This window comes from Pseudogulbenkiania ferrooxidans 2002, assembly GCF_000174355.1.
In the GTDB taxonomy this organism is placed as follows: domain Bacteria; phylum Pseudomonadota; class Gammaproteobacteria; order Burkholderiales; family Chromobacteriaceae; genus Pseudogulbenkiania; species Pseudogulbenkiania ferrooxidans.
Map to the genome: position 1 here is coordinate 129,555 of NZ_ACIS01000007.1, position 20,004 is coordinate 149,558.

The 20,004-nt window shown below is 66.6% G+C and carries 19 protein-coding genes; 14 read left to right on the top strand and 5 right to left on the bottom strand.

Translation table 11 applies throughout. The features are described from left to right. Positions 1-126 precede the first annotated feature (126 nt). From FURADRAFT_RS13285 to FURADRAFT_RS20345, 4 genes are all read left to right on the top strand, one after another. The gene (locus tag FURADRAFT_RS13285) at positions 127-981 is read left to right on the top strand and encodes an AraC family transcriptional regulator (RefSeq protein WP_008954682.1); all 855 of its coding nucleotides are present in this window, start codon (positions 127-129) and stop codon (positions 979-981) included. A 43-nt stretch (positions 982-1,024) separates the two neighbouring features. Next, entirely contained in the window at positions 1,025-1,726 is a 702-nt protein-coding gene (locus tag FURADRAFT_RS13290; protein ID WP_008954683.1) for an AzlC family ABC transporter permease, read from the top strand. Then, the gene (locus tag FURADRAFT_RS13295; protein WP_008954684.1) at positions 1,723-2,037 is read left to right on the top strand and encodes an AzlD domain-containing protein; all 315 of its coding nucleotides are present in this window, start codon (positions 1,723-1,725) and stop codon (positions 2,035-2,037) included. The genes FURADRAFT_RS13290 and FURADRAFT_RS13295 overlap by 4 nt, the downstream gene beginning before the upstream one ends. A gap of 291 nt (positions 2,038-2,328) precedes the next feature. Further along, positions 2,329-2,874, top strand: a complete 546-nt coding sequence (locus FURADRAFT_RS20345; protein ID WP_008954685.1) for a hypothetical protein — start codon at positions 2,329-2,331, stop codon at positions 2,872-2,874. Positions 2,875-3,131: 257 nt separating this feature from the next. On the opposite strand, the gene rodA is transcribed toward FURADRAFT_RS20345, so the two are convergent. The 5 genes from rodA to FURADRAFT_RS13325 are packed head-to-tail and all read right to left on the bottom strand — an operon-like array spanning position 3,132 to position 8,699. Continuing rightward, complete coding sequence (gene rodA / locus FURADRAFT_RS13305) at positions 3,132-4,226, bottom strand: rod shape-determining protein RodA (RefSeq protein ID WP_008954686.1); 1,095 nt, start codon at positions 4,224-4,226, stop codon at positions 3,132-3,134. Further along, positions 4,207-6,204 carry a penicillin-binding protein 2 gene (gene mrdA / locus FURADRAFT_RS13310; RefSeq protein ID WP_008954687.1) on the bottom strand — a complete coding sequence of 666 codons (1,998 nt, stop codon included), beginning with the start codon at positions 6,202-6,204 and terminating at the stop codon, positions 4,207-4,209. Before mrdA ends, rodA begins: the two co-directional genes overlap by 20 nt. A 14-nt stretch (positions 6,205-6,218) precedes the next feature. Continuing rightward, a complete protein-coding gene (gene mreD / locus FURADRAFT_RS13315) occupies positions 6,219-6,722 on the bottom strand; it encodes a rod shape-determining protein MreD (protein ID WP_008954688.1) in 504 nt (167 codons plus the stop codon). A gap of 2 nt (positions 6,723-6,724) precedes the next feature. Continuing rightward, entirely contained in the window at positions 6,725-7,612 is an 888-nt protein-coding gene (gene mreC / locus FURADRAFT_RS13320; RefSeq protein ID WP_008954689.1) for a rod shape-determining protein MreC, read from the bottom strand. Between the two features lie 43 nt (positions 7,613-7,655). Further along, positions 7,656-8,699: a rod shape-determining protein gene (locus FURADRAFT_RS13325; protein ID WP_008954690.1), complete on the bottom strand. Its 1,044-nt coding sequence runs from the start codon at positions 8,697-8,699 to the stop codon at positions 7,656-7,658. Positions 8,700-8,915: 216 nt separating this feature from the next. Between FURADRAFT_RS13325 and gatC the strand changes: the two genes are divergently transcribed. The 10 genes from gatC to mraY all read left to right on the top strand — a co-directional run bounded on the left by gatC (position 8,916) and on the right by mraY (position 20,000). Then, on the top strand, positions 8,916-9,203 hold the full coding sequence (gene gatC, locus FURADRAFT_RS13330; RefSeq protein WP_008954691.1) for an Asp-tRNA(Asn)/Glu-tRNA(Gln) amidotransferase subunit GatC: 288 nt from the start codon (positions 8,916-8,918) through the stop codon (positions 9,201-9,203). 84 nt (positions 9,204-9,287) lie between these two features. Beyond that, complete coding sequence (gatA, locus tag FURADRAFT_RS13335) at positions 9,288-10,739, top strand: Asp-tRNA(Asn)/Glu-tRNA(Gln) amidotransferase subunit GatA (RefSeq protein WP_008954692.1); 1,452 nt, start codon at positions 9,288-9,290, stop codon at positions 10,737-10,739. Positions 10,740-10,906: 167 nt separating this feature from the next. Beyond that, positions 10,907-12,334 carry an Asp-tRNA(Asn)/Glu-tRNA(Gln) amidotransferase subunit GatB gene (gatB, locus tag FURADRAFT_RS13340; protein WP_008954693.1) on the top strand — a complete coding sequence of 476 codons (1,428 nt, stop codon included), beginning with the start codon at positions 10,907-10,909 and terminating at the stop codon, positions 12,332-12,334. A gap of 310 nt (positions 12,335-12,644) precedes the next feature. Continuing rightward, entirely contained in the window at positions 12,645-13,091 is a 447-nt protein-coding gene (gene mraZ, locus FURADRAFT_RS13345) for a division/cell wall cluster transcriptional repressor MraZ (protein WP_008954694.1), read from the top strand. Further along, positions 13,088-14,050, top strand: coding sequence for a 16S rRNA (cytosine(1402)-N(4))-methyltransferase RsmH (gene rsmH, locus FURADRAFT_RS13350; RefSeq protein ID WP_008954695.1), 963 nt, complete (start codon positions 13,088-13,090; stop codon positions 14,048-14,050). Before mraZ ends, rsmH begins: the two co-directional genes overlap by 4 nt. Continuing rightward, complete coding sequence (gene ftsL / locus FURADRAFT_RS13355) at positions 14,047-14,319, top strand: cell division protein FtsL (RefSeq protein WP_008954696.1); 273 nt, start codon at positions 14,047-14,049, stop codon at positions 14,317-14,319. The genes rsmH and ftsL overlap by 4 nt, the downstream gene beginning before the upstream one ends. After that, entirely contained in the window at positions 14,319-16,067 is a 1,749-nt protein-coding gene (locus FURADRAFT_RS13360; RefSeq protein ID WP_008954697.1) for a peptidoglycan D,D-transpeptidase FtsI family protein, read from the top strand. The genes ftsL and FURADRAFT_RS13360 overlap by 1 nt, the downstream gene beginning before the upstream one ends. Continuing rightward, entirely contained in the window at positions 16,064-17,557 is a 1,494-nt protein-coding gene (locus tag FURADRAFT_RS13365; protein WP_008954698.1) for a UDP-N-acetylmuramoyl-L-alanyl-D-glutamate--2,6-diaminopimelate ligase, read from the top strand. The genes FURADRAFT_RS13360 and FURADRAFT_RS13365 overlap by 4 nt, the downstream gene beginning before the upstream one ends. Continuing rightward, positions 17,541-18,902 (top strand): UDP-N-acetylmuramoyl-tripeptide--D-alanyl-D-alanine ligase, encoded by a 1,362-nt coding sequence (locus FURADRAFT_RS13370; protein ID WP_008954699.1) that lies wholly within the window; start codon positions 17,541-17,543, stop codon positions 18,900-18,902. The genes FURADRAFT_RS13365 and FURADRAFT_RS13370 overlap by 17 nt, the downstream gene beginning before the upstream one ends. Before the next feature lie 12 nt (positions 18,903-18,914). Continuing rightward, entirely contained in the window at positions 18,915-20,000 is a 1,086-nt protein-coding gene (gene mraY, locus FURADRAFT_RS13375) for a phospho-N-acetylmuramoyl-pentapeptide-transferase (RefSeq protein WP_008954700.1), read from the top strand. Positions 20,001-20,004: the final 4 nt, after the last annotated feature.

Below are 20,004 nucleotides of genomic sequence, written 5' to 3' on the forward strand. Positions count from 1 at the left end.
GCGCGCCGGGCATCACGACCACCCCGTCCGCCGGCGGGGTTTTTTGTCGCCGCCCGTCGCGGTTTCGGCCTGTCGCGTTGGCGCGCTTGCCGTCATAATCGACGTATCGTTCCCGACGCCCCCGCCATGAGTCATTCCGCCGCCGAGTACGCCCGTTTTTTCCGCGCCGACGACATCGCGCCGCTGGAGTGCCTGGACGCGCGCTACGTCGAGCATGTGTTTGCACCGCATTTCCACGAGGAATACGTGGTCAACACCCTGATCCAGGGCTCCCAGCGCTATCACTACCACGGCAGCGCGCATCAGGCCGGGCGCGGTCAGCTGATCGTGATCAATCCGGGCGAGGTGCACACCGGCGAGGCGGGCGAGGAGAATGGTTGGGCCTATCGCGGTTTCTATCCGTCGGCGGCCTTCATGCGCCGGCTGGCGCAGGAAATCAGCGGCCGTGCCGATGCGGTGCCGTATTTCCGGGCCACCGTGCTGCACGACGCCGATCTGGCAGAGCGGCTCAATCAGCTGCATCTGCTGCTGAGCGCGAGCCAGGACCGGCTGCAGCGCGAGTCGGCGCTGTACGCGGTGTTCTCGACGGTGCTGCGGCGGCACATGAGCGTTGCCAGCCAGCCCTTGGCATCGCACCCGGTCGCGGTGGAGCGGGTACGGGCGCTGCTGGCCGACCGCCTGGCGGACAACCTGTCGCTGCAGCAGCTGGCGGACGCCGTCGAGCTGTCGCCCTATCATCTGAATCGTCTGTTCCGGCAGCACCTCGGCCTGCCGCCGGTGGCGTGGCGCAACCAGCTCAGGGTGGCGCGGGCGCGCACGCTGCTGGGGCGCGGCTGGCGACCGTCCGATGCCGCCGCCGAGTTGGGCTTCGCCGACCAGGCGCATCTGACGCGGGCTTTCCGCCATGCGCTGGGCGTGACCCCGGCAGCCTACCAGCGTGCCGTCGGCGCAAGATCGTTCAAGACCGGCAACGACGCCTGAGCCAGACTGGGCACGTCACCCACTTTTCTCGCGGCCCCCTCCGATGAAACCTTTCGCTCTGCTCCTGGCCGGCGCCCGCGACAGCCTGCCGATGCTGGTCGGCGCCGCGCCGTTCGGCGTCATCTTCGGCACGCTGGCGGTCGGTGCCGGGCTGTCGGCCGGCGCCACGCTGGCGATGTCGGCCTTCGTCTTCGCCGGCTCCTCGCAGTTCGTCGCGGTCAGCCTGATCGGCGCCGGCGCGGCGCTGCCGGTGATCTGGCTCACCACCTTCGTCGTCAACCTGCGCCACGCGCTCTACAGCGCCACGCTGCTGCCCTACGCGCGCGACTGGAGCGCCCGCTGGCGCTGGCCGCTGGCGTTCTGGCTCACCGACGAGACCTTTGCCGTGGTGGAACACCGCTTCCGTTCGCAGGGGGCGGCGGGCGGGCAGTGGTACCAGCTCGGCTCCTCGCTGGCGATGTACCTCAACTGGTTCCTGTGGAGCGTGGTGGGGGTGTGGCTCGGCAAGGCGGTGCCGGGTCTGGCCGGCTGGGGGCTGGACTTCGCCATGGTGGCGACCTTTACCGCCATCGTCGCGCCGCAGCTGAAAAAGCGCCCGGCGCTGGCGGCGGCAGCGGCGGCTGGCGCGGTGGCGCTGCTGGCGCGCGGCCTGCCCTACAAGCTCGACCTGATGCTGGCGGCGCTGGTCGGCGTGCTGGCCGGGGTGGCGTGTGAAAGGTTGGCCGAAAGGAGGGCGGCAGCATGACGATCTGGCTGACGATTGCCGGCATGGCGCTGCTGACGGTGCTGATCCGTGCCAGTTTCCTGGTGTTCGGCCAACGGTTGAGCTTTCCGGCCTGGCTCAACCGCGCGCTGCACTATGTGCCGGCGGCGGTGTTGACCGCACTGGTGGTGCCGATGGCGCTGGCGCCGCAGGGCACGCTCGACCTGTCGCCGGCCAATCCCTACCTGGTCGGCACGCTGGTGGCCGGCGCGGTGGCGTTGCTGACGCGGCGCACGCTGCTCGCCATCGTGGTCAGCTTCGCGCTGTACGGCGCGCTGCGCTGGCTGGGCTGAGGGCTCGACGCTCGCCGCCGTACGCGGCCTCCCCGCTGGGGAGGCCGCTTTGCTTTGCCTCCCGCGCCGGGAGGGTCGCCTCATTCGATTCCGTGATGAGCAATGGAAAAATTCTAACTTGATGGAATATCACGGGCGCGGCTACCCTGTTCGATCGTCCCGCCTTGAACCGGCGGGGGCATGGCGAGGAGGCGAGCAAGGCGGGGTCGGCCGTGACCGGGATGCCGAGTTGGTCGGGGCGCGCGGGATGGACTGGTCCAAGCTCTCTACGGGGCAACGAGGAAGACGGGCATGAGCAAACTACTGACTTTTTTCACCGAGCGGGTGCACAGCCTGTATTTCAGCGGCTTCCCGATTCATCTCTCCGAACAGGGCGAGTTTTTCGGCACCTTCATCAAGCACCGCCTGGCAAGCCGCTTCCAGCCGCAGCAGGATGGCAGCGCCGTGGCCATGACGCAGTGCCTGAGCCCGGCCGGGCACACCATCGAGATCGAGCGCTTGCTGGGCCTGTGCCAGGCCAGCCAGTCGCCGCTGGTGCTGGACCGTTTCGTGCGCGTCATCCACCTGCTCAATTACCTGCGGCTGGATTGCCCATGGCACACGCTGTACCTGCCGGTGTCGCTGACCCTGGTGGCCGGGGTGGAAGCCGAGCACGGCAAGGTGTTCCGCGACATCCTCAACCGTCTGGGGCTGGAACACCGTTTCGGCATCCTGCTGCCGGAGGCGCTGCAACAGCAGCCGGAGCGACTGGCGGCCATTGGCGGCAACTACCGTCGTCACGGCTTCGCCACGGCGCTGGCCGGCGTGGATGGTCAACTACTGCCGCTGGGGGGCTGAGGGGAGATGGCTGGCAAATTCTCTCGAGCGTAGCGAGGCTCCCTGGCTGGGCAAGGGCGGGCCGCGTGCGAATCCATCGCTGGGCCAATCTCTGCGTGCAAATCTTCGATTTGCTCAGCGATGGATTGGCACGCAGGAATGCGCTCAGCGAAGGATGGGGAATGAATGGGCAGGCTGCGGGAACAAATACCTGAGGGGAGAGGCCCGGCTTCGCCGGGGCCTGTAAAACCCCCCCCCCAGAGCACGTTGCCCGCTGTCTAGCGCCGCGTGTTGCCGATGCTCATCAGCATGCCGAGCCCCAGCATCAGCGTCAGGGTGGCGGTGCCGCCGTAGGAAACCAGCGGCAGCGGGACGCCGACCACCGGCAGGATGCCGGCCACCATGCCCATGTTGACGAAGGCGTAGACGAAGAACGACATGGTGATGGTGCCGCCCATCAGGCGGCCGTACAGGGTCTGGGCGCGCGCCGTGATCATCAGGCCGCGGCTGACGATCAGCAGGTAAAGCACCACCAGGATGATGTTGCCGATCAGGCCGAACTCCTCCGAGTACACCGCGAAGATGAAGTCGGTGGTGCGCTCCGGGATGTAGTCGAGGTGGGTCTGGGTGCCGTTGAGCCAGCCCTTGCCGAACGGTCCGCCCGAGCCGATGGCGATCATCGACTGGATGATGTGGTAGCCGGCGCCGAGCGGGTCTTCCATCGGGTCGATCAGCGTCAGCACGCGCTTCTTCTGGTAGTCGTGCATCAGGTTCCATACCACCGGGAGGCTGGCGGCAAACGCCACCGCGCCGCCGATCAGCACCTTCCACGACAATCCGGCGAAGTACAGCACGAAGAAGCCGGCCGCCATGATCAGCGTGGCGGTGCCTAGGTCGGGCTGCTTGAGCACCAGTCCGCCGGGAATCACGATCAGCACCATGGCGGCCAGGTAATGCCACCAGCGCAGGCTCAGCTCGAAACGCTGGAAGAACCACGCCACCATCATCGGCAGCGCGATCTTCATGATCTCCGATGGCTGGATGCGGGTGATGCCGAGTTCCAGCCAGCGCGTCGAGCCGTTCACCGTCACCCCCTTGAAATGCACCGCCAGCAGCAGCAGCACCCCGAGCGCGTAGAGCGGCGGCGCGAAGTTCATGATCGACTGCGGACGCATGCGCGCCGCGCCCCACATCACCACCAGGCCCAGCACGGTGTAGACCAGCTTGTTGTCGATCTTGTCGAAGCTCTGGTTCGAGGCCGAGTACAGCACCAGCATGCTGAGCACGAACACCAGGCCGAGGAACAGCATCAGCCAGCCGTCCAGCGGTTCGCGCACGAACTGCCAGAGGCGTTTAAGGAGCGGGGTTTGCATCGTGGCCCTCCTGCTCTTCGGCGGCGCGCTCGGCTTGGGCCCGGGCAATCTCCGCCGCGCTGCGGGTTTCCGTCTTCACCGTCTGCAGCTGGCCGGACAGGTCGGCCGGCACCTTGCCGGTGAGGTAAAAATCGGTCAGGGCGCGCGCGATCGGGGCCGCCGCGGCAGCACCGAAGCCGGCGTTCTCGACGATCACCGCCAACGCGATCTTGGGCGCCTCGACCGGGGCGAAGGCGACGAACCAGGAGTGGTCGCGGTAGCGTTCGGCCAGCGCGCCGGCGTTGTACTTGGCACCCTGCTTGATCTGCACCACCTGCGCCGTGCCGGTCTTGCCGGCCATGGTGTAGGGCAGGTTGACGCCGATGCGCGCCGCGGTGCCGCCGGGCTGCAGCACGGCCTGCATGCCGCGCTTCACGTACTCGAAATGGGCCGGCTTGAACGCCAGGCGCCGCACCGGGTTGGTATTGATCGGGGTGGCCTTGGCGTGCCGATCGTCCACCACCTGCTGCACCAGGTGCGGCTTGAACATCGCGCCGTCGTTGGCCAGGGTGGCGACGCCGTTGGCCATTTGCAGCGGGGTGTAGGCGTTGAAGCCCTGGCCGATGCCGATGCTGACCACGTCGGCGGGGTACCAGCGCCCCACCTCCGGGCGGTACTTGGCGAAGCGCTTGGCCTTCCATTCCTTGGAGGGCAGCACCCCGGCGGCCTCGCCGTCGAGGTCGATGCCGGTCTTGCTACCCAGTCCGAACTGCGCCACCACCGGATGGATGCGGTCGATGCCCATATCCCACGCCAGCTTGTAGAAGAAGGTGTCGCTCGATACCTGGATCGCCTTGGCCAGGTTGACCATGCCGTTGCCGGAGGGTTTGGAGTCGCGGAACTGGTGGCTGCTGCCGGGCAGGGTGAAGTAGCCCGGCGCTGGGCGGATGTCGTTGGGGCCGATGGCGCCGGTCTCCAGCGCCGCCATCGCCATGAACGGCTTGAAGGTGGAGCCGGGCGGGTACAGGCCGCGCAGCGCGCGGTTGACCAGCGGCTTCTCCCAGTCCTCGTTCAGCTCCTTCCAGGTCTGGCTGTCGATGCCGTCGATGAACAGCGAAGGGTCGAAGCCGGGCTTGGACAGGAAGGCCAGCACGCCGCCGTCGCGCGGGTCGATCGCCACCAGCGCGCCGCGGCGTTTGCCGAACAGCTTGTCGGCGAGCTCCTGCAGGCGGATGTCGAGCGCCAGGTGCAGGCTCTGGCCGTTGATCGGCGGGGTGCGGCGCAGGGTGCGGATGGCACGCCCGCCGGCGTCGGTTTCCATTTCCTCGAAGCCGACGGTGCCGTGCAGCTGGGTCTCGTAGGTGTATTCCAGCCCGGTCTTGCCGATATAGGTGGTGCCGCGGTAGTTGGTGGTCTGATCGTCCTCTTCCAGCCGCTCCACGTCCTTGGTGTTGATGCGGCCGATATAGCCCAGCACGTGGCTGGTCAGCTCCTTGAACGGATAGTCGCGGAACAGCCGCGCCTTGACCTCCACCCCGGGGAAGCGCCAGGCGTGCGCCGCCATGCGGGCGGCCTCCTCCTCGCTCAACTTGGCCTTGAGCGGGATCGCCTCGAAGTTGCGCGATTCCGCGCGCAGCTTCTTGAACAGCTTGAGGTCGCGCGGGGTAACGTTGACCAGCTTGGAGAGCTCGGCCACGGTGGCATCGAGGTCGGCCATCTTGCTCGGGGTGAGTTCCAGCGTATAGGCCGAGTAGTTCTGCGCCAGGATCACGCCGTTGCGGTCGACGATGAGGCCGCGGTTGGGCAGGATCGGCACCAGCGAGATGCGGTTGTTCTGGGCTAGCGTGGAGAAATGCTCGTGCTGCATCACCTGCAGCCAGACGAAGCGGCTGACCAGGAGCAGGAACAGCAGCACCATGATGGCGTAGGCCACCACCAGGCGCAGCTGGAACTGGCCTTCTTCCGCCTGGGTGTTCTTGAAACGGGTGGGACGGGACATGCCGGGCGCTACCACTAGACCGAATGCTGCCGGTACGGCAGCAACAGCAGCTTGGTCAGCAGCGGCCACAGCAGCGCGCCGACCAGCGGCGGCAGGAAATAGCTCCAGCCGACGAAGGCGGCACCGGTGATCATGCGCGCCACCACCATGATGGCCTGGTTGGCCAGCATCAGCGCGAGCACGGCCAGCGCCTGCTGGCCGAGGTTGAACATCACCAGCTGCCGCTGCTGGCGCAAGGCCAGGTAGCTGGTGATCGAATAGGCCAGCGCATGTTGGCCGAACAACCCGGCGGTGGCGGCATCCGCCACCAGCCCCAGCAGGAAGGCGCTGCCGATATTGACGCGGCGCGGCTGGTTGATCACCCAGTACAGCAGCAGCAGCCCGATCAGGTCGGGCAGCCAGCGCGTGGAGCCAGCCGGCAGCGGGATCAGTTCGACCAGCACGGCGATGACGAAGGTCAGGAAGATGAAGCGGCGCTTGACCGGCTTCAGCAGTTCTTTGGGGCGCTCAAACGGCATGGTTACTCCGTGCGGCGGGGCGGGGCGGCGTCAGGTGGCGGCGGTGGCGCGGCCGGCACGTGCTGCTTCGGGTTCAGCACCAGCACGAAACGACTCTCCTGCACCCCGGCCACCACGCTGGTGGACAGCCGGGCGAAGGCGGCGCCGGTGTTGCGCTCGATCTTGCCGACGCGCGCCACCGGCAGCCCGGCCGGGTACAGGTCGTCGATGCCCGAGGTCACCAGCAAGTCCTTCTCCTGCACGTCGGCGTGGTTCGGCAGGTAACGCACTTCGACGCCGCCGCCGTAGCCATACAGGATGGCGCGCGCACCGGTGCGCTCGATCATCACCGGCACCATGTGGTTCTTGTCGATGATCAGCGTCACCTCGGCGGTCAGCGGCTGCACCCGCGTCACCTGGCCGATCAGCCCCTGACTGTCGATCACCGGCTGGCCCGGACTGATTTGGGCGTCCGCGCCCTTGTCGATGATCAGCTTGTAGGAAAACGGGTCGCGCCCGGTATAGAGCACCTCGGCCAGCTGGCCGCCCTCGGCGCGCGACGACTTGAGCTCGTTGAGCTGGCGCAGTTCGCGGTATTCGCGCTCCACGGTGGCGAGCCGTGCGAGCTGCGCCGACATCTGCAGGCGCTGGCTCTTCAGCGCGTCGTTCTCGGCCTTCAGCTCCGCCTGCGCGGTGAAGAAGTCGATGACGTGGCGCGCGCCGGCAAACGGCACGTTGACCGCGCGCTGTACCGGGTACAGCGCCACCGAGAGCGCTTCGCGCACGTGCTCCATCAGGCCGTAGCGGCTGTCGCCGATCAACAGCGCGATCGACAGCAGCACGCACAACGCGAGACGCACCGCCGGGTGCGGGCCCTGGCGGATGAAGCTGGGATTGTTGGCAAAGTCCATCTGGCAGGACGTCCGGCCGGTTCAGGCCGGACGCGAATCCGGTTCAGGGTACGTTGGTGAAGATGGTGCCGATCTTGTCCATCTTTTCCAGCGCCTTGCCCGAGCCGCGCACCACGCAGGTCAGCGGCTCTTCGGCGACGATCACTGGCAGACCGGTTTCCTCGGCCAGCAGGCGGTCGATGTCCTTCAGCAGCGCGCCGCCGCCGGTCAGCACCATGCCCTTGTCGGCGATGTCGGCGCCCAGTTCCGGCGGGGTCTGCTCCAGCGCGATCTTCACCGCGGAGACGATCTGGTTCAACGGCTCGGTGAGCGCCTCGAGGATCTCGTTGGACGACACGGTGAAGGCGCGCGGGATGCCCTCGGCCAGGTTGCGGCCCTTGACTTCCATTTCCTTCACTTCGGCGCCCGGGAAGGCCGAGCCGATGGTCTTCTTGATTTCTTCGGCGGTGGTCTCGCCGATCAGCATGCCGTAGTTGCGGCGGATGTAATTGATGATGGCCTCGTCGAACTTGTCGCCGCCGACGCGCACCGAGTTGGAGTACACCACGCCACCCAGCGAGATGACGCCCACTTCGGTGGTGCCGCCGCCGATGTCCACCACCATCGAGCCGGTCGGCTCTTCCACCGGCAGGCCGGCACCGATCGCGGCGGCCATCGGCTCCTCGATCAGCTCGACGCGGCGCGCGCCGGCGGCCAGGGCCGAGTCCTTGATGGCGCGGCGTTCCACCTGGGTCGAACCGCACGGCACGCAGATCACGATGCGCGGGCTGGCGGAGAAGAAGCGGCTCGGCGTCACCTTCTTGATGAACTGCTTGAGCATCTGCTCGGTCACGGTGAAGTCGGCGATCACGCCGTCCTTCATCGGGCGGATCGCCTGGATCGAGCCCGGGGTGCGGCCCAGCATGCGCTTGGCTTCCAGACCGACGGCCAGGATCGACTTCTTGTTGGTCGGGAAGTCGCTGTGAATCGCCACCACCGACGGTTCGTCCAGCACGATGCCCTTGCTGCGCATGTAGATCAGGGTGTTGGCGGTGCCGAGGTCGATGGCGAGGTCGTTCGAGAAGTATCCGGTGAGGGAACGAAACATGGGGTGGTCCTGGTTCAGTGTTCGTGTTGTCGGGACGAGCCCGCAATGGCGCTAATGGTCGTGGTCTAGCGGCTTCCCCTGGTCGCCGGAAGGACGGCATAAACCGTCAAATGACCCCCGGCGGAACGGTGTGGCGAAGCGTCGAATCTTGGGTGAATCAAACAGTCTATGATACCCTATCAGCCTTGAATTATTAAAGGTTTTAACGAGGACACCATGTCGCTGACGCATCAGGATGTCGCGCGGATCGCCAAGCTGGCCCGCATCGCCGTAACCGACGAAGAAATCGTGGCGGTGGGCGCGCAACTCAACAATATTTTCGGCCTGATCGAGCAGATGCAGGCCGTCGATACCGATGGCATCGAACCGATGGCCCATCCGCAGGACGTGAGCCTGCGCCTGCGCGATGACGTGGTGACCGAATCGGACCGCCGCGCTGCCTTCCAGGCCATCGCCCCGCAGGTCGAGAACGGCCTGTTCCTCGTCCCCAAAGTCATCGAATAACCAGAGATTGATTCCGGCACGGTTGGTTCCCGGCGCGCGCGCGTTTCGGTCAATCTGCCGAGCTTATCGAGATTTTACGACACCATGATTAACGCCACCCTCAAGGCGCTGTCGCAGCAACTGGCGGCAAAAGCCGTGTCCAGCGAGGAACTCGCGGGGCTCTACCTCGACCGCATCGCGGCGCTCAACCCGACGCTCAACGCCTTCATCAGCGTCGACCGCGACAAGACCCTGGCCGAAGCGCGCGCCGCCGACGCGCTGCGCGCCGCCGGCCAGGCCGGCCCGCTGACCGGTGTGCCGATCGCGCACAAGGACATTTTCTGCCAGCAGGGCTGGAAGACCAGCTGCGGCTCGAAGATGCTCGACAACTTCGTCTCGCCCTACGACGCCCACGTCATCGAGCAGTGCCGCGCCGCCGGCCTGGTGACGCTCGGCCGCACCAATATGGACGAGTTCGCCATGGGCTCGTCCAACGAGAACAGCTTCTACGGCCCGGTGAAGAATCCGTGGGACCTGGCGGCGATTCCCGGCGGCTCGTCCGGCGGCTCTGCCGCGGCAGTGGCGGCGCGCCTCGCCCCGATCGCCACCGGCACCGATACCGGCGGTTCGATCCGCCAGCCGGCCTCGCATTGCGGCGTGACCGGCATCAAGCCGACCTACGGCGTGGTGTCGCGCTACGGCATGGTGGCCTACGCCTCCTCGCTCGACCAGGGCGGCCCGCTGGCGCAGACCGCCGAGGACTGCGCGCTGCTGCTCAACGTCATGGCCGGTTTCGATCAGCGCGATTCGACCAGCCTCGAGCGCGCCAAGGAAGACTACAGCCGTGACCTGAACGCACCACTGAGCGGCCTGAAGATCGGCCTGCCGCGCGAATACTTCGCCGAGGGCCTGTCCGCGGACGTCGCTGGCGTGGTCGACGGCGCCATCGCCGAGCTGAAGAAGCTGGGCGCCGAGGTGGTCGAGATCAGCCTGCCCAACACCCAGCTCTCCATTCCGGCCTACTACGTGATCGCCCCGGCCGAGGCCTCGACCAACCTCAGCCGCTACGACGGCGTGCGCTACGGCCACCGTGCCGCCGAGTACAAGGACCTGGTCGACATGTACGAGAAGACCCGTGCCGAGGGCTTCGGCGCCGAGGTCAAGCGCCGCATCATGGTCGGCACCTACGTGCTGTCGCACGGCTACTACGACGCCTACTACCTCAAGGCCCAGAAGATCCGCCGCCTCATCGCCAACGACTTCAAGGCCGCGTTCGAACAGTGCGACGTGATCCTCGGGCCGGTGGCGCCGACCGCGGCGTTCAATATCGGCGAGAAGTCGGACGATCCGGTGCAGATGTACCTGTCGGACATCTACACGCTGTCGGTCAACCTGGCCGGCCTGCCCGGCATGAGCGTGCCGGCGGGCTTCGCCGCCAACGGCCGCCCGGTGGGGCTGCAGATCATCGGCAACTATTTCGGCGAAGCCAAGATGCTGAACGTGGCGCACCAGTTCCAGCAGGCCACCGACTGGCACCAGAAGGCGCCGGCCCTGTAAGCCTGCGGCGGCACAACCCGAATACGGCGTTGGGCGCGCCGGCTGTACCAGTACGTACTGTCTGCGCGCCCGCCTTGTCTTCGGGCCGTTCGCACGCAGGCGGGAAGTTTACGTTTTCGAAGGGCGGTGCTTTGCTCCGTTCTTTCATGTAGAAGGATTTTCCGACCATGAAATGGGAAGTCGTGATCGGCATTGAGGTGCACGTGCAGCTCAATACCGCATCGAAAATTTTCTCCGGCGCCTCCACCGCCTTCGGCGCCGCACCCAACACCCAGGCCTCGGCAGTCGAGCTGGCCTTCCCTGGCGTGCTGCCGGTGTTGAACCGCGCGGTAGTGGATAAGGCCATCCGCCTCGGTCTGGCGCTCGACGCCACGATCAACCAGAAGAACGTGTTCGCGCGCAAGAACTACTTCTATCCCGACCTCCCCAAGGGCTACCAGATCAGCCAGATGGAGCTGCCGATCGTCGAGCACGGCAAGCTCAAGATCCTGGTCGGCGAAGAGGAGAAGGTGATCGGCGTCACGCGCGCCCACATGGAAGAGGATGCCGGCAAGAGCCTGCACGAAGACTTCCAGGGCCTGTCGGGCATCGACCTCAACCGCGCCGGCACGCCGCTCTTGGAGGTGGTGTCCGAGCCCGACATGCGCTCGGTGGATGAGGCGCTGGCCTACGTAAAGGCGCTGTACACGCTGGTGACCTGGTTGGGCATCTGTGACGGCAACATGCAGGAAGGCAGCTTCCGCATGGACGTCAACGTGTCGGTGCGCCCGGAGGGTCAGAAGGAATTCGGCACCCGCCGCGAGATCAAGAACCTCAACTCGTTCCGCTTCCTCGAGCAGGCCGCCAAGTACGAGATCCAGTGGCAGATCGACACGCTGGAAGATGGCGGCAAGGTGCAGCAGGCCACCGTGCTGTTCGACCCGGACAGCGGCGAGACGCGCATGATGCGCAGCAAGGAAGATGCGCACGACTACCGCTACTTCCCCGATCCGGACCTGTTGCCGGTGTGCATCGACAGCGCCCAGATCGAGGCCATCCGCGCCGAGATGCCCGAGCTGCCGGGCGCGATGCAGGCCCGTTTCGTCGCCGAGTTCGGCGTATCCGGCTACGATGCCGGCCTTCTGACCGGCTCGCGCGCCCTGGCGGCGTACTTCGAGACCGTGGCCAAGGTTTCCGGCCAGGGCAAACTCGCCGCCAACTGGGTCAACGGCGAGATCGCCGCGCGCTTGAACCGCGACGGCAAGGAGATCGGCGACTGCCCGATCGACGCGGCGCGTCTATCCGGGCTGATCGCGCGCATCGCCGACGGCACGCTGTCGTCCAAGCTCGCCAAGCAGGTGTTCGAGGCGATGTGGGACAGCGAACTGTCCGCCGACGCCATCATCGAGCGCGACGGCCTGAAGCAGGTGTCCGACGTCGGCGCCATCGAGAAGATGGTCGACGAGGCCATCGCCGCCAACCCCAAGGCGGTGGAAGAGTTCCGCGCCGGCAAGGAAAAGGCGCTCAACGCGCTGGCGGGCCAGGTGATGAAGGCCTCCAAGGGCAAGGCCAACCCGGCCCAGGTGCAGGAAATCCTCAAGCATAAACTGGCCTGACGGCCGGTGCGGCAGAGGCCGGGCCCCGACCCGGCGACAGGCGGCATGCCACGGCATGTCGCCTGTATTTTTTTGGCCGTTCTGCGCTGTTGTATTCCCCCTTTTCACAGCCTACTTTCAACGCTTTTTTTAAGCTGCTGATTTAATAGGACTAATCTTGGCGTGGTCTTTCTAAGCCCTTGTCTTAAAAGGAGGTTGTGTTCCGGCTCAGGTTGACCCTATGACGCTTCTTTCTTATAGTGGCGAAAAGTGGGGTGAAGTGGGTAAAAGTGGGGTGTGATCTCCAAACCAGAGGCTTAATGTCCGAATCATGATTGGTGGCGTCAACGTCGTGTCTCTCGATAGCAAGGGGCGTCTGGCCATTCCGGCCCGGCACCGCGAGACGCTGCTGTCCACGTTCGGCTCCAAGCTGGTGGTGACGCTGGAGGCGCGCGACCACCTGCTGCTCTACCCCGAGCCCAATTGGCGCCCGGTCGAGGCCCGGCTCCTGGCGCTGCCCTCCGGCAATCCCATGCTCAAACGCTACCAGAAGCTGGTGCTGGGCCATGCCGAACTGCTCGACATGGACAGTGCCGGCCGCATTCTGCTGTCGCCGCGCCTGCGCGGTCTGGTCAACCTCGACAAGGACGTCGCGCTGGTGGGCATGGGCAACCGTTTCGAACTGTGGGATGCCGCCGACTGGGATGACCAGACCAGCGACGCCCTGGATATCGACCCCGCCGAACTGTCTCAGCATCTCGGAGATTTCACGTTGTGAGTGCCCCCGTTTTTTCGCACCTTACGGTGCTGCTCAGCGAAGCTGTAGCCGCGCTCGCCGTTCGTCCGGACGGCGTGTACGTCGACTGCACCTTCGGCCGCGGTGGGCACAGCCGCCTCATCCTGTCGCAACTGGGGCCGGCCGGCAGGCTGGTCGCCTTCGACAAGGATCCCGAGGCGATTGCCGCCGGTGAGCGTCTGGCCGCGGAAGACCCGCGTTTCACGCTGGTGCACGAAGGTTTCGAAACACTCGCGCGCGAGCTCGACCGGCTCGGCATCGCTCGCGTCGACGGTGTGCTGATGGATCTGGGCGTGTCGTCGCCGCAGATCGACGACGCCCGGCGCGGCTTCAGCTTCCGTTTCGACGCGCCGCTCGACATGCGCATGGATACCAGCCGCGGCCTGACCGCGGCGGAATGGCTGGCCACGGCCGCCGAAGAAGACATCAGGGAGGTCATCAAGACTTATGGTGAAGAGCGGTTTGCTCGCAAGATCGCAGCAGCCATTGTTGCGCAACGGGAGCTCGCTCCCCTCGAAACCACGCGTCAGCTCGCCCAGCTCGTTGGGCAGAACGTCCGTACTCGCGAACCGGGTCAAGACCCCGCGACGCGCACGTTCCAGGCCATCCGCATCTACATCAACCGTGAACTGGAAGAGCTGAAAGCCGTGCTGCCGCAAGCGGCGCAAAGGTTGGCCGAAGGCGGCCGCCTGGCCGTGATCAGCTTCCATTCGCTGGAAGACCGCATCGTCAAGAACTTCATGCGCGATGCCAGCAGCGACGCCAAGCTGCCCTCCTGGGTCATGGTGCGCAGCGCCGACCTGCCCGAGCCGCCGCTACGCACCGTCGGCAAGCCGGTGCGCGCCAGTGACGACGAGGTGAATGGCAACCCGCGTTCGCGCAGTGCCATCATGCGCATCGCCGAGCGCACCGCCGGTGCCTGGCGCGAGGAGGCGGTGTGAACAAGCTCAATGCCATTTTGCTGGCCCTCCTGGTGCTGTGCGCGTGGTCCGTGGTGACCTCGCAGCACGTGTCGCGCCAGCTCTACAGCAATCTGGAACGCGAGCAGAAGTCGGCCCAGCAGCTGCAGGTCGAGTACGGCCAGCTGCTGCTGGAGCAGAGCACCTGGGGCGCGCATGCGCTGATTGAAAAGACCGCCGCCTTGCGGCTCGGCATGAAAACGCCCGAGCAACGCCAGGTCCAGGTAGTCGCCCCCTCGGGAGGGACCTGATGCGCGTCTACTCAATGAATACGCGTTCCCCCAAAGCCAGCCCCGCCCTGCGCATGACGCCAGGGCGTGTGCGTTTGGTGCTGCTGGCTCTGGCGCTGTTGTTCCTGGCCCTGATCGGGCGCGCCCTCTACCTGCAGGTGGCGCAGCAGGATTTCCTGCAGAATCAGGGCGAGGCCCGGTTCCGCCGCGCCCTGGTGCTGGAGGCCAACCGTGGCGTGATCACCGATCGCAACGGCGAGCCGCTGGCGATCAGCTCGCCGGTGCAGACCATCTGGGCCAGTCCCGCCAGCATGGAGCCGGTGCCGCCGGCCAAGCTGCGCGAACTGGCGCGGCTGCTGGAGCTCGGCCCGGCCGAACTGGATGCCAAGCTGTCCGATCGCAAGCGCGAATTCGTCTACCTCAAGCGCCAGATCAGTCCGGAGCTGGCCGACAAGGTGATGGCGCTGGGCATTCCCGGCATCGCCAAACAGCAGGAATTCCGCCGTTTCTACCCGGCCGGCGAAAGCATGGCGCAGCTGATCGGCTTCACCGGCGTCGATGGCCGCGGCCAGGAAGGCCTGGAACTGGCGCGCGAGAAGATGCTGGCCGGCAAGAACGGCCGGCGCGTGGTGCTGAAGGACCGGCGCGGCCACATCATCGAAGACGTGGCGGCCATCGAATACCCGAAAGACGGCCAGACGCTGAATCTCGCGATCGACCAGCGCATCCAGTATCTGGCCTACCGCGAACTGGCGGCGGCCGTGGAGGTCAATAAGGCCAAGGCTGGCAGCATCGTGGTCTTGGATGGCAAGAGCGGCGAGCTGCTGGCGCTGGCCAACGTGCCGTCGTTCAACCCCAACAGCCGCAAGGAGCTGGACCCTGAACGCCGCCGCAACCGCGCCGTGATCGACATGTTCGAACCGGGTTCGACCATGAAGCCGTTCCCGATCGCGATGGCGCTCAACGCCGGCAAGGTCAATCCGAACATGGTGTTCGACACCAACCCGTACTCGATCGGCCCGGCGCGGGTACGCGACTCGCACCCGAAGCCGGCGATGACGCTGACCGAGGTGATCCAGAAGTCGTCCAACGTCGGTGCCTCCAAGGTGGCGCTGCTGTTCTCGCCGGAGCAGATGTGGACGTTCTACGACGAGGTCGGTTTCGGCCGCAGCGTGCACGCCGGTTTCCCGGGTGAAATCGCCGGCCGCCTGCGCCACTGGCAGAGCTGGCGCCCGATCGAGCAGGCCACCATGTCGTTCGGCTACGGTGTGTCGGTGAGCCTGCTGCAGCTGGCGCGTGCCTACACCATCTTCACCAACAACGGCTCCTTGCTGCCGGTGTCGCTGACCCGGCTGAGCTCGCCGTTGCCGGCCAAGCCGATCATTTCCCCGGACGCGGCGCGCCAGATGCGCGAAATGCTGATGACGGTGACCCAGGCCGGGGGTACCGGGACGCGGGCCCAGGTGCTGGGCTACAACGTCGGCGGCAAGAGCGGTACCGCGCGCAAGCTGGTCAACGGCGGCTACCAGGCCGACAAGCACCGCGGCCTGTTCATCGGCTTCGCGCCGGCGACCAATCCGCGCCTGATCGTGGCGGTGATGATCGACGAACCCGGCGCCGGCAGTTACTACGGTGGCTCGGTGGCCGGTCCGGCCTTCTCCAACACCATGGCCGGGGCGTTGCGCATCATGGGGGTCGAGCCCGACGCTCCCTCCAACAATTCATTGCTTCCGGTCAATCAGGTACCGGAGATACGAGAAGATACATGAAGAGTCTGTTGACCCCGCTGCCGGACTGGGATCCGGCCGAGCTCGATACCCTGGGGCTGCCGCTCAAGCGTGTCGAGACGGACAGCCGCCGCGTGCTGCCGGGCGACGTGTTCCTGGCGTGCCGCGGCGAGTACGCCGATGGCCGCCAGTTCATTCCGATGGCGCTCGCCAACGGTGCCGCCTGCGTGCTGTGGGACCCGGCCGACGGCTTTAACTGGAACCCGGCCTGGAACGTTCCCAACCTGGCGGTGCCGCAGCTGCGCGCGCGCGCCGGCATCGTCGCCAGCCACGCCTATGGCGAGCCGAGCCGCGCCATGACGGTGATCGGCATCACCGGCACCAACGGCAAGACCTCGATCTCGCACTGGCTGGCGCAGGCGTTCTCGCTGCTGGCGCACAAGGCGGCGCTGATCGGCACCGTCGGCAACGGTTTCTACGGCGCCCTGACCGAGACCACCCATACCACGCCGGACCCGGTGACGGTGCAGCAGAAGCTGGCCGAGTACAAGCGCCAGGGCGCCGACGTGGTGACCATGGAAGTGTCCTCGCACGGTCTCGACCAGTTCCGCGTCAACGGCGTCAGCTTCGCCACCGCGGTGTTCACCAACCTGACGCGCGACCACCTCGACTATCACGGCTCGATGGAAGAGTACGGCGCCTCCAAGGCGCGGCTGTTCCATTGGGAAGGGCTGCGCCATGCCATCATCAACGCCGACGACGCCTTCGGCCGCGAACTGGCCGCCGGTATCGATCGCCAGCGCACCCAGACGGTGACTTACGGGCTGGAGCAGGGTGACGTGCGCGCGCAGAACCTCTCCGCCACCCTCGATGGCCTGCAGATGACGGTGACCACGCCGTGGGGCGAGGTCGAGCTGCGCAGCCCGCTCTTGGGCCGTTTCAACGCCGCCAACCTGCTCGCCTGCCTCGCCACGCTGTGCGTCAACGGCGTGGCGCTGAAGGACGCGGCGGCGGTGTTGTCGCGCATCCAGCCGGCGCGCGGGCGCATGCAGCGCCTGGGCGGCGGCCACGAGCCGCTGGTGGTGATCGACTACGCCCACACCCCGGACGCGCTGGAGAAGGCGCTGGCCACGCTGGCCGAAATCCGCCCCGCCGGCAACCGGCTCTACTGCGTGTTCGGCTGCGGTGGCGACCGCGACAAGGGCAAGCGCCCGATGATGGGAGCTATCGCCACCCGCATCGCCGACGTCGCGGTGGTGACCAGCGACAACCCGCGCAGCGAAGAGCCGCAGGCCATCATCGCCGACATCCGTGCCGGCATGGGTGAGACCGGCCACGTCGAGGCCGACCGTGCCGCCGCCATCCGCTGGGCGATCGCCGCGGCCCGCGCCGGCGACATCGTGCTGGTGGCCGGCAAGGGGCACGAGGAATACCAGGACATCCGCGGCGTGAAGCAGCCGTTCTCCGACTTCCGCATCGCCGAAGAGGCGCTCACGGCCTGGAGCGAGGTGCACGATGCTGATGCTGTCTGACGTGGCGCAACTGGCCGGCGGCCGCCTGGCCGGTGCCGATGCCGAGGTGACCCGGGTGGTCACGGACAGCCGTGCCGCCGGGCCGGGCGATCTGTTCGTGGCGCTCAAGGGCGAGCATTTCGATGCGCACGATTTCGTCGCCGACGTGCTGGCGCAGGGCGCGGCCGGGGCCCTGGTGCGCCAGGACTTCGCGCTGCCCGGCGTGGCGCTGGTCCAGGTGGACGACACCCGGCTGGCGCTGGGCCGGCTTGCCGCCGGCTGGCGCGCCCGTTTCGAGCTGCCGCTGGTCGGCATCACCGGTTCCAACGGCAAGACCACGGTCAAGGAGATGCTGACGGCGATCCTCGCTGCCCATGCCGGGCGCGACACGGTGCTCGCCACCGCCGGCAACTTCAACAACGACATCGGTCTGCCGCTGACGCTGCTCGGCCTGAATGCCGGTCATCGCTACGCGGTGATCGAGATGGGCATGAACCATTTCGGCGAAATCCGCTATCTGACCGGGCTGGCCCGGCCGCGCGTGGCGCTGGTCAACAACGCGCTGCGCGCCCACCTGGGCGGCGGCTTCTCCGGCACGGCCGACATCGCCCGTGCCAAGAGCGAAATCTTCGAAGGGTTGGCCGAAGACGGCGTGGCGGTGATCAATGCCGACGATCCCCACGCCGCCATCTTCCGCGCCGCCGCCGCCGGCCGTCGCCTGCTCAGTTTCGGTTTGGGCGAGGCCGATGTGAACGCTCGCGACGTGACGCTGTCCGATACCGCTGCCCATTTCGTCCTGTGCTCGCCGCAGGGAGACGTGGCGGTCGCGCTGCCGGCGCCGGGGGAACACAACGTGCGCAACGCGCTCGCCGCCGCCGCCGCCGCGCTGGCGCTGGAGGTGCCGCTGGCGGCCATCGCCGCCGGTCTGGCCGGCTTCGCCGGGGTCAGGGGCCGGCTGCAGCGCAAACACGCCGGCAACGGCGCGACGCTGATCGACGACACCTACAACGCCAACCCGGACTCGATGAAGGCGGGCATCGACGTGCTGCTGCAGGCGCTGGCGCCGCGCTGGTTCGTGATGGGCGACATCGGCGAATTGGGCGAGAACGCCGCCGCACTGCACGCCGAGGTCGGCGCCTACGCCCGGGAACGCGGGCTCGACGCCCTGCTGACGCTGGGCGATTTGAGCCGTCACGCCGCCGCCGCCTTCGGCGCCACGGCAAACCATTTTGATACGCTGGATGCGCTGCTCTCCTATCTCGACAGCCATCTGCCGGCAGATGCCACCGTGCTCGTAAAGGGGTCGCGTTTCATGCGCATGGAGCGGGTGGTCGAGCATCTGACCGGGCAACGACAAGAACATTAAGGGAGTGTAGCCGTGCTGCTTTGGCTGGCCGATTGGCTGAAAGATTACGTCCGGGCGTTTTCCGTCCTCAACTACGTCACCCTGCGCGCGGTGATGGCGGCGCTGACCTCGCTCGGCATCTCGCTGCTGATGGGGCCGTGGGTGATCCGGCGCCTGACCGAATTGAAAGTGGGGCAGGCGGTGCGTTCCGACGGCCCGCAGAGCCATCTGGTCAAGACCGGCACCCCGACTATGGGCGGCACGCTGATCCTGCTGGCGATCGGCGTCACCACGCTGCTGTGGGCGGACTGGACCAACAAATACGTCTGGCTGCTGCTGGCGGTGCTGTTCGGCACCGGCGCCATCGGTTTCTACGACGACTGGCGCAAGGTGGTGTACCGCGACCCGAAAGGCATTTCGGCGCGCGCCAAGATGTTCTGGCAGTCTGCCATCGCCATCGGTGCCGGGGTGTTCCTGATCACCACCGCCAAGCTGCCGGCGTCGACTGAATTCATCGTGCCGTTCTTCAAGAACGTGGTCTATCCGCTGGGGGCGATCGGTTTTTGCATCCTGACCTATTTCGTCATCGTCGGCACCTCCAACGCGGTCAACCTCACCGACGGCCTGGACGGCCTGGCGGCGCTGCCGACGGTGCTGGTCTCCGGCGCCCTGGCGATCTTCGCCTACGTCGCCGGCAACATCGTGTTCGCGCGCTACCTCGGCCTGCCGCACATCCCCGGCGCGCACGAAGTGGTGGTGTTCTGCGCCGCCATCTGCGGTGCCTGCCTCGGATTCCTGTGGTTCAACGCCTACCCGGCGCAGGTGTTCATGGGCGACGTCGGCGCCCTGGCGCTGGGCGCGGCGCTCGGCACCGTGGCGGTGATCGTACGCCAGGAAATCGTGCTGTTCATCATGGGCGGCCTGTTCGTGATGGAGGCGCTGTCGGTGATGATCCAGGTGGCCTCGTTCAAGCTCACCGGCAAGCGCGTGTTTCGCATGGCGCCGCTGCATCACCACTACGAGCTCAAGGGCTGGAAGGAAACGCAGGTGGTGGTGCGTTTCTGGATAATCACCATGATGCTGGTGCTGGCCGGCCTGACCACCCTGAAACTGCGCTGAGGAC

Coding starts and splice junctions, on each gene's coding strand:
- FURADRAFT_RS13285 (WP_008954682.1), top strand. CDS start 127: ATGAGTCATTCCGCCGCCGAGTACGCCCGTTTTTTCCGCGCCGACGAC.
- FURADRAFT_RS13290 (WP_008954683.1), top strand. CDS start 1,025: ATGAAACCTTTCGCTCTGCTCCTGGCCGGCGCCCGCGACAGCCTGCCG.
- FURADRAFT_RS13295 (WP_008954684.1), top strand. CDS start 1,723: ATGACGATCTGGCTGACGATTGCCGGCATGGCGCTGCTGACGGTGCTG.
- FURADRAFT_RS20345 (WP_008954685.1), top strand. CDS start 2,329: ATGAGCAAACTACTGACTTTTTTCACCGAGCGGGTGCACAGCCTGTAT.
- rodA (WP_008954686.1), bottom strand. CDS start 4,226: ATGCAAACCCCGCTCCTTAAACGCCTCTGGCAGTTCGTGCGCGAACCG.
- mrdA (WP_008954687.1), bottom strand. CDS start 6,204: ATGTCCCGTCCCACCCGTTTCAAGAACACCCAGGCGGAAGAAGGCCAG.
- mreD (WP_008954688.1), bottom strand. CDS start 6,722: ATGCCGTTTGAGCGCCCCAAAGAACTGCTGAAGCCGGTCAAGCGCCGC.
- mreC (WP_008954689.1), bottom strand. CDS start 7,612: ATGGACTTTGCCAACAATCCCAGCTTCATCCGCCAGGGCCCGCACCCG.
- FURADRAFT_RS13325 (WP_008954690.1), bottom strand. CDS start 8,699: ATGTTTCGTTCCCTCACCGGATACTTCTCGAACGACCTCGCCATCGAC.
- gatC (WP_008954691.1), top strand. CDS start 8,916: ATGTCGCTGACGCATCAGGATGTCGCGCGGATCGCCAAGCTGGCCCGC.
- gatA (WP_008954692.1), top strand. CDS start 9,288: ATGATTAACGCCACCCTCAAGGCGCTGTCGCAGCAACTGGCGGCAAAA.
- gatB (WP_008954693.1), top strand. CDS start 10,907: ATGAAATGGGAAGTCGTGATCGGCATTGAGGTGCACGTGCAGCTCAAT.
- mraZ (WP_008954694.1), top strand. CDS start 12,645: ATGATTGGTGGCGTCAACGTCGTGTCTCTCGATAGCAAGGGGCGTCTG.
- FURADRAFT_RS13360 (WP_008954697.1), top strand. CDS start 14,319: ATGCGCGTCTACTCAATGAATACGCGTTCCCCCAAAGCCAGCCCCGCC.
- FURADRAFT_RS13365 (WP_008954698.1), top strand. CDS start 16,064: ATGAAGAGTCTGTTGACCCCGCTGCCGGACTGGGATCCGGCCGAGCTC.
- FURADRAFT_RS13370 (WP_008954699.1), top strand. CDS start 17,541: ATGCTGATGCTGTCTGACGTGGCGCAACTGGCCGGCGGCCGCCTGGCC.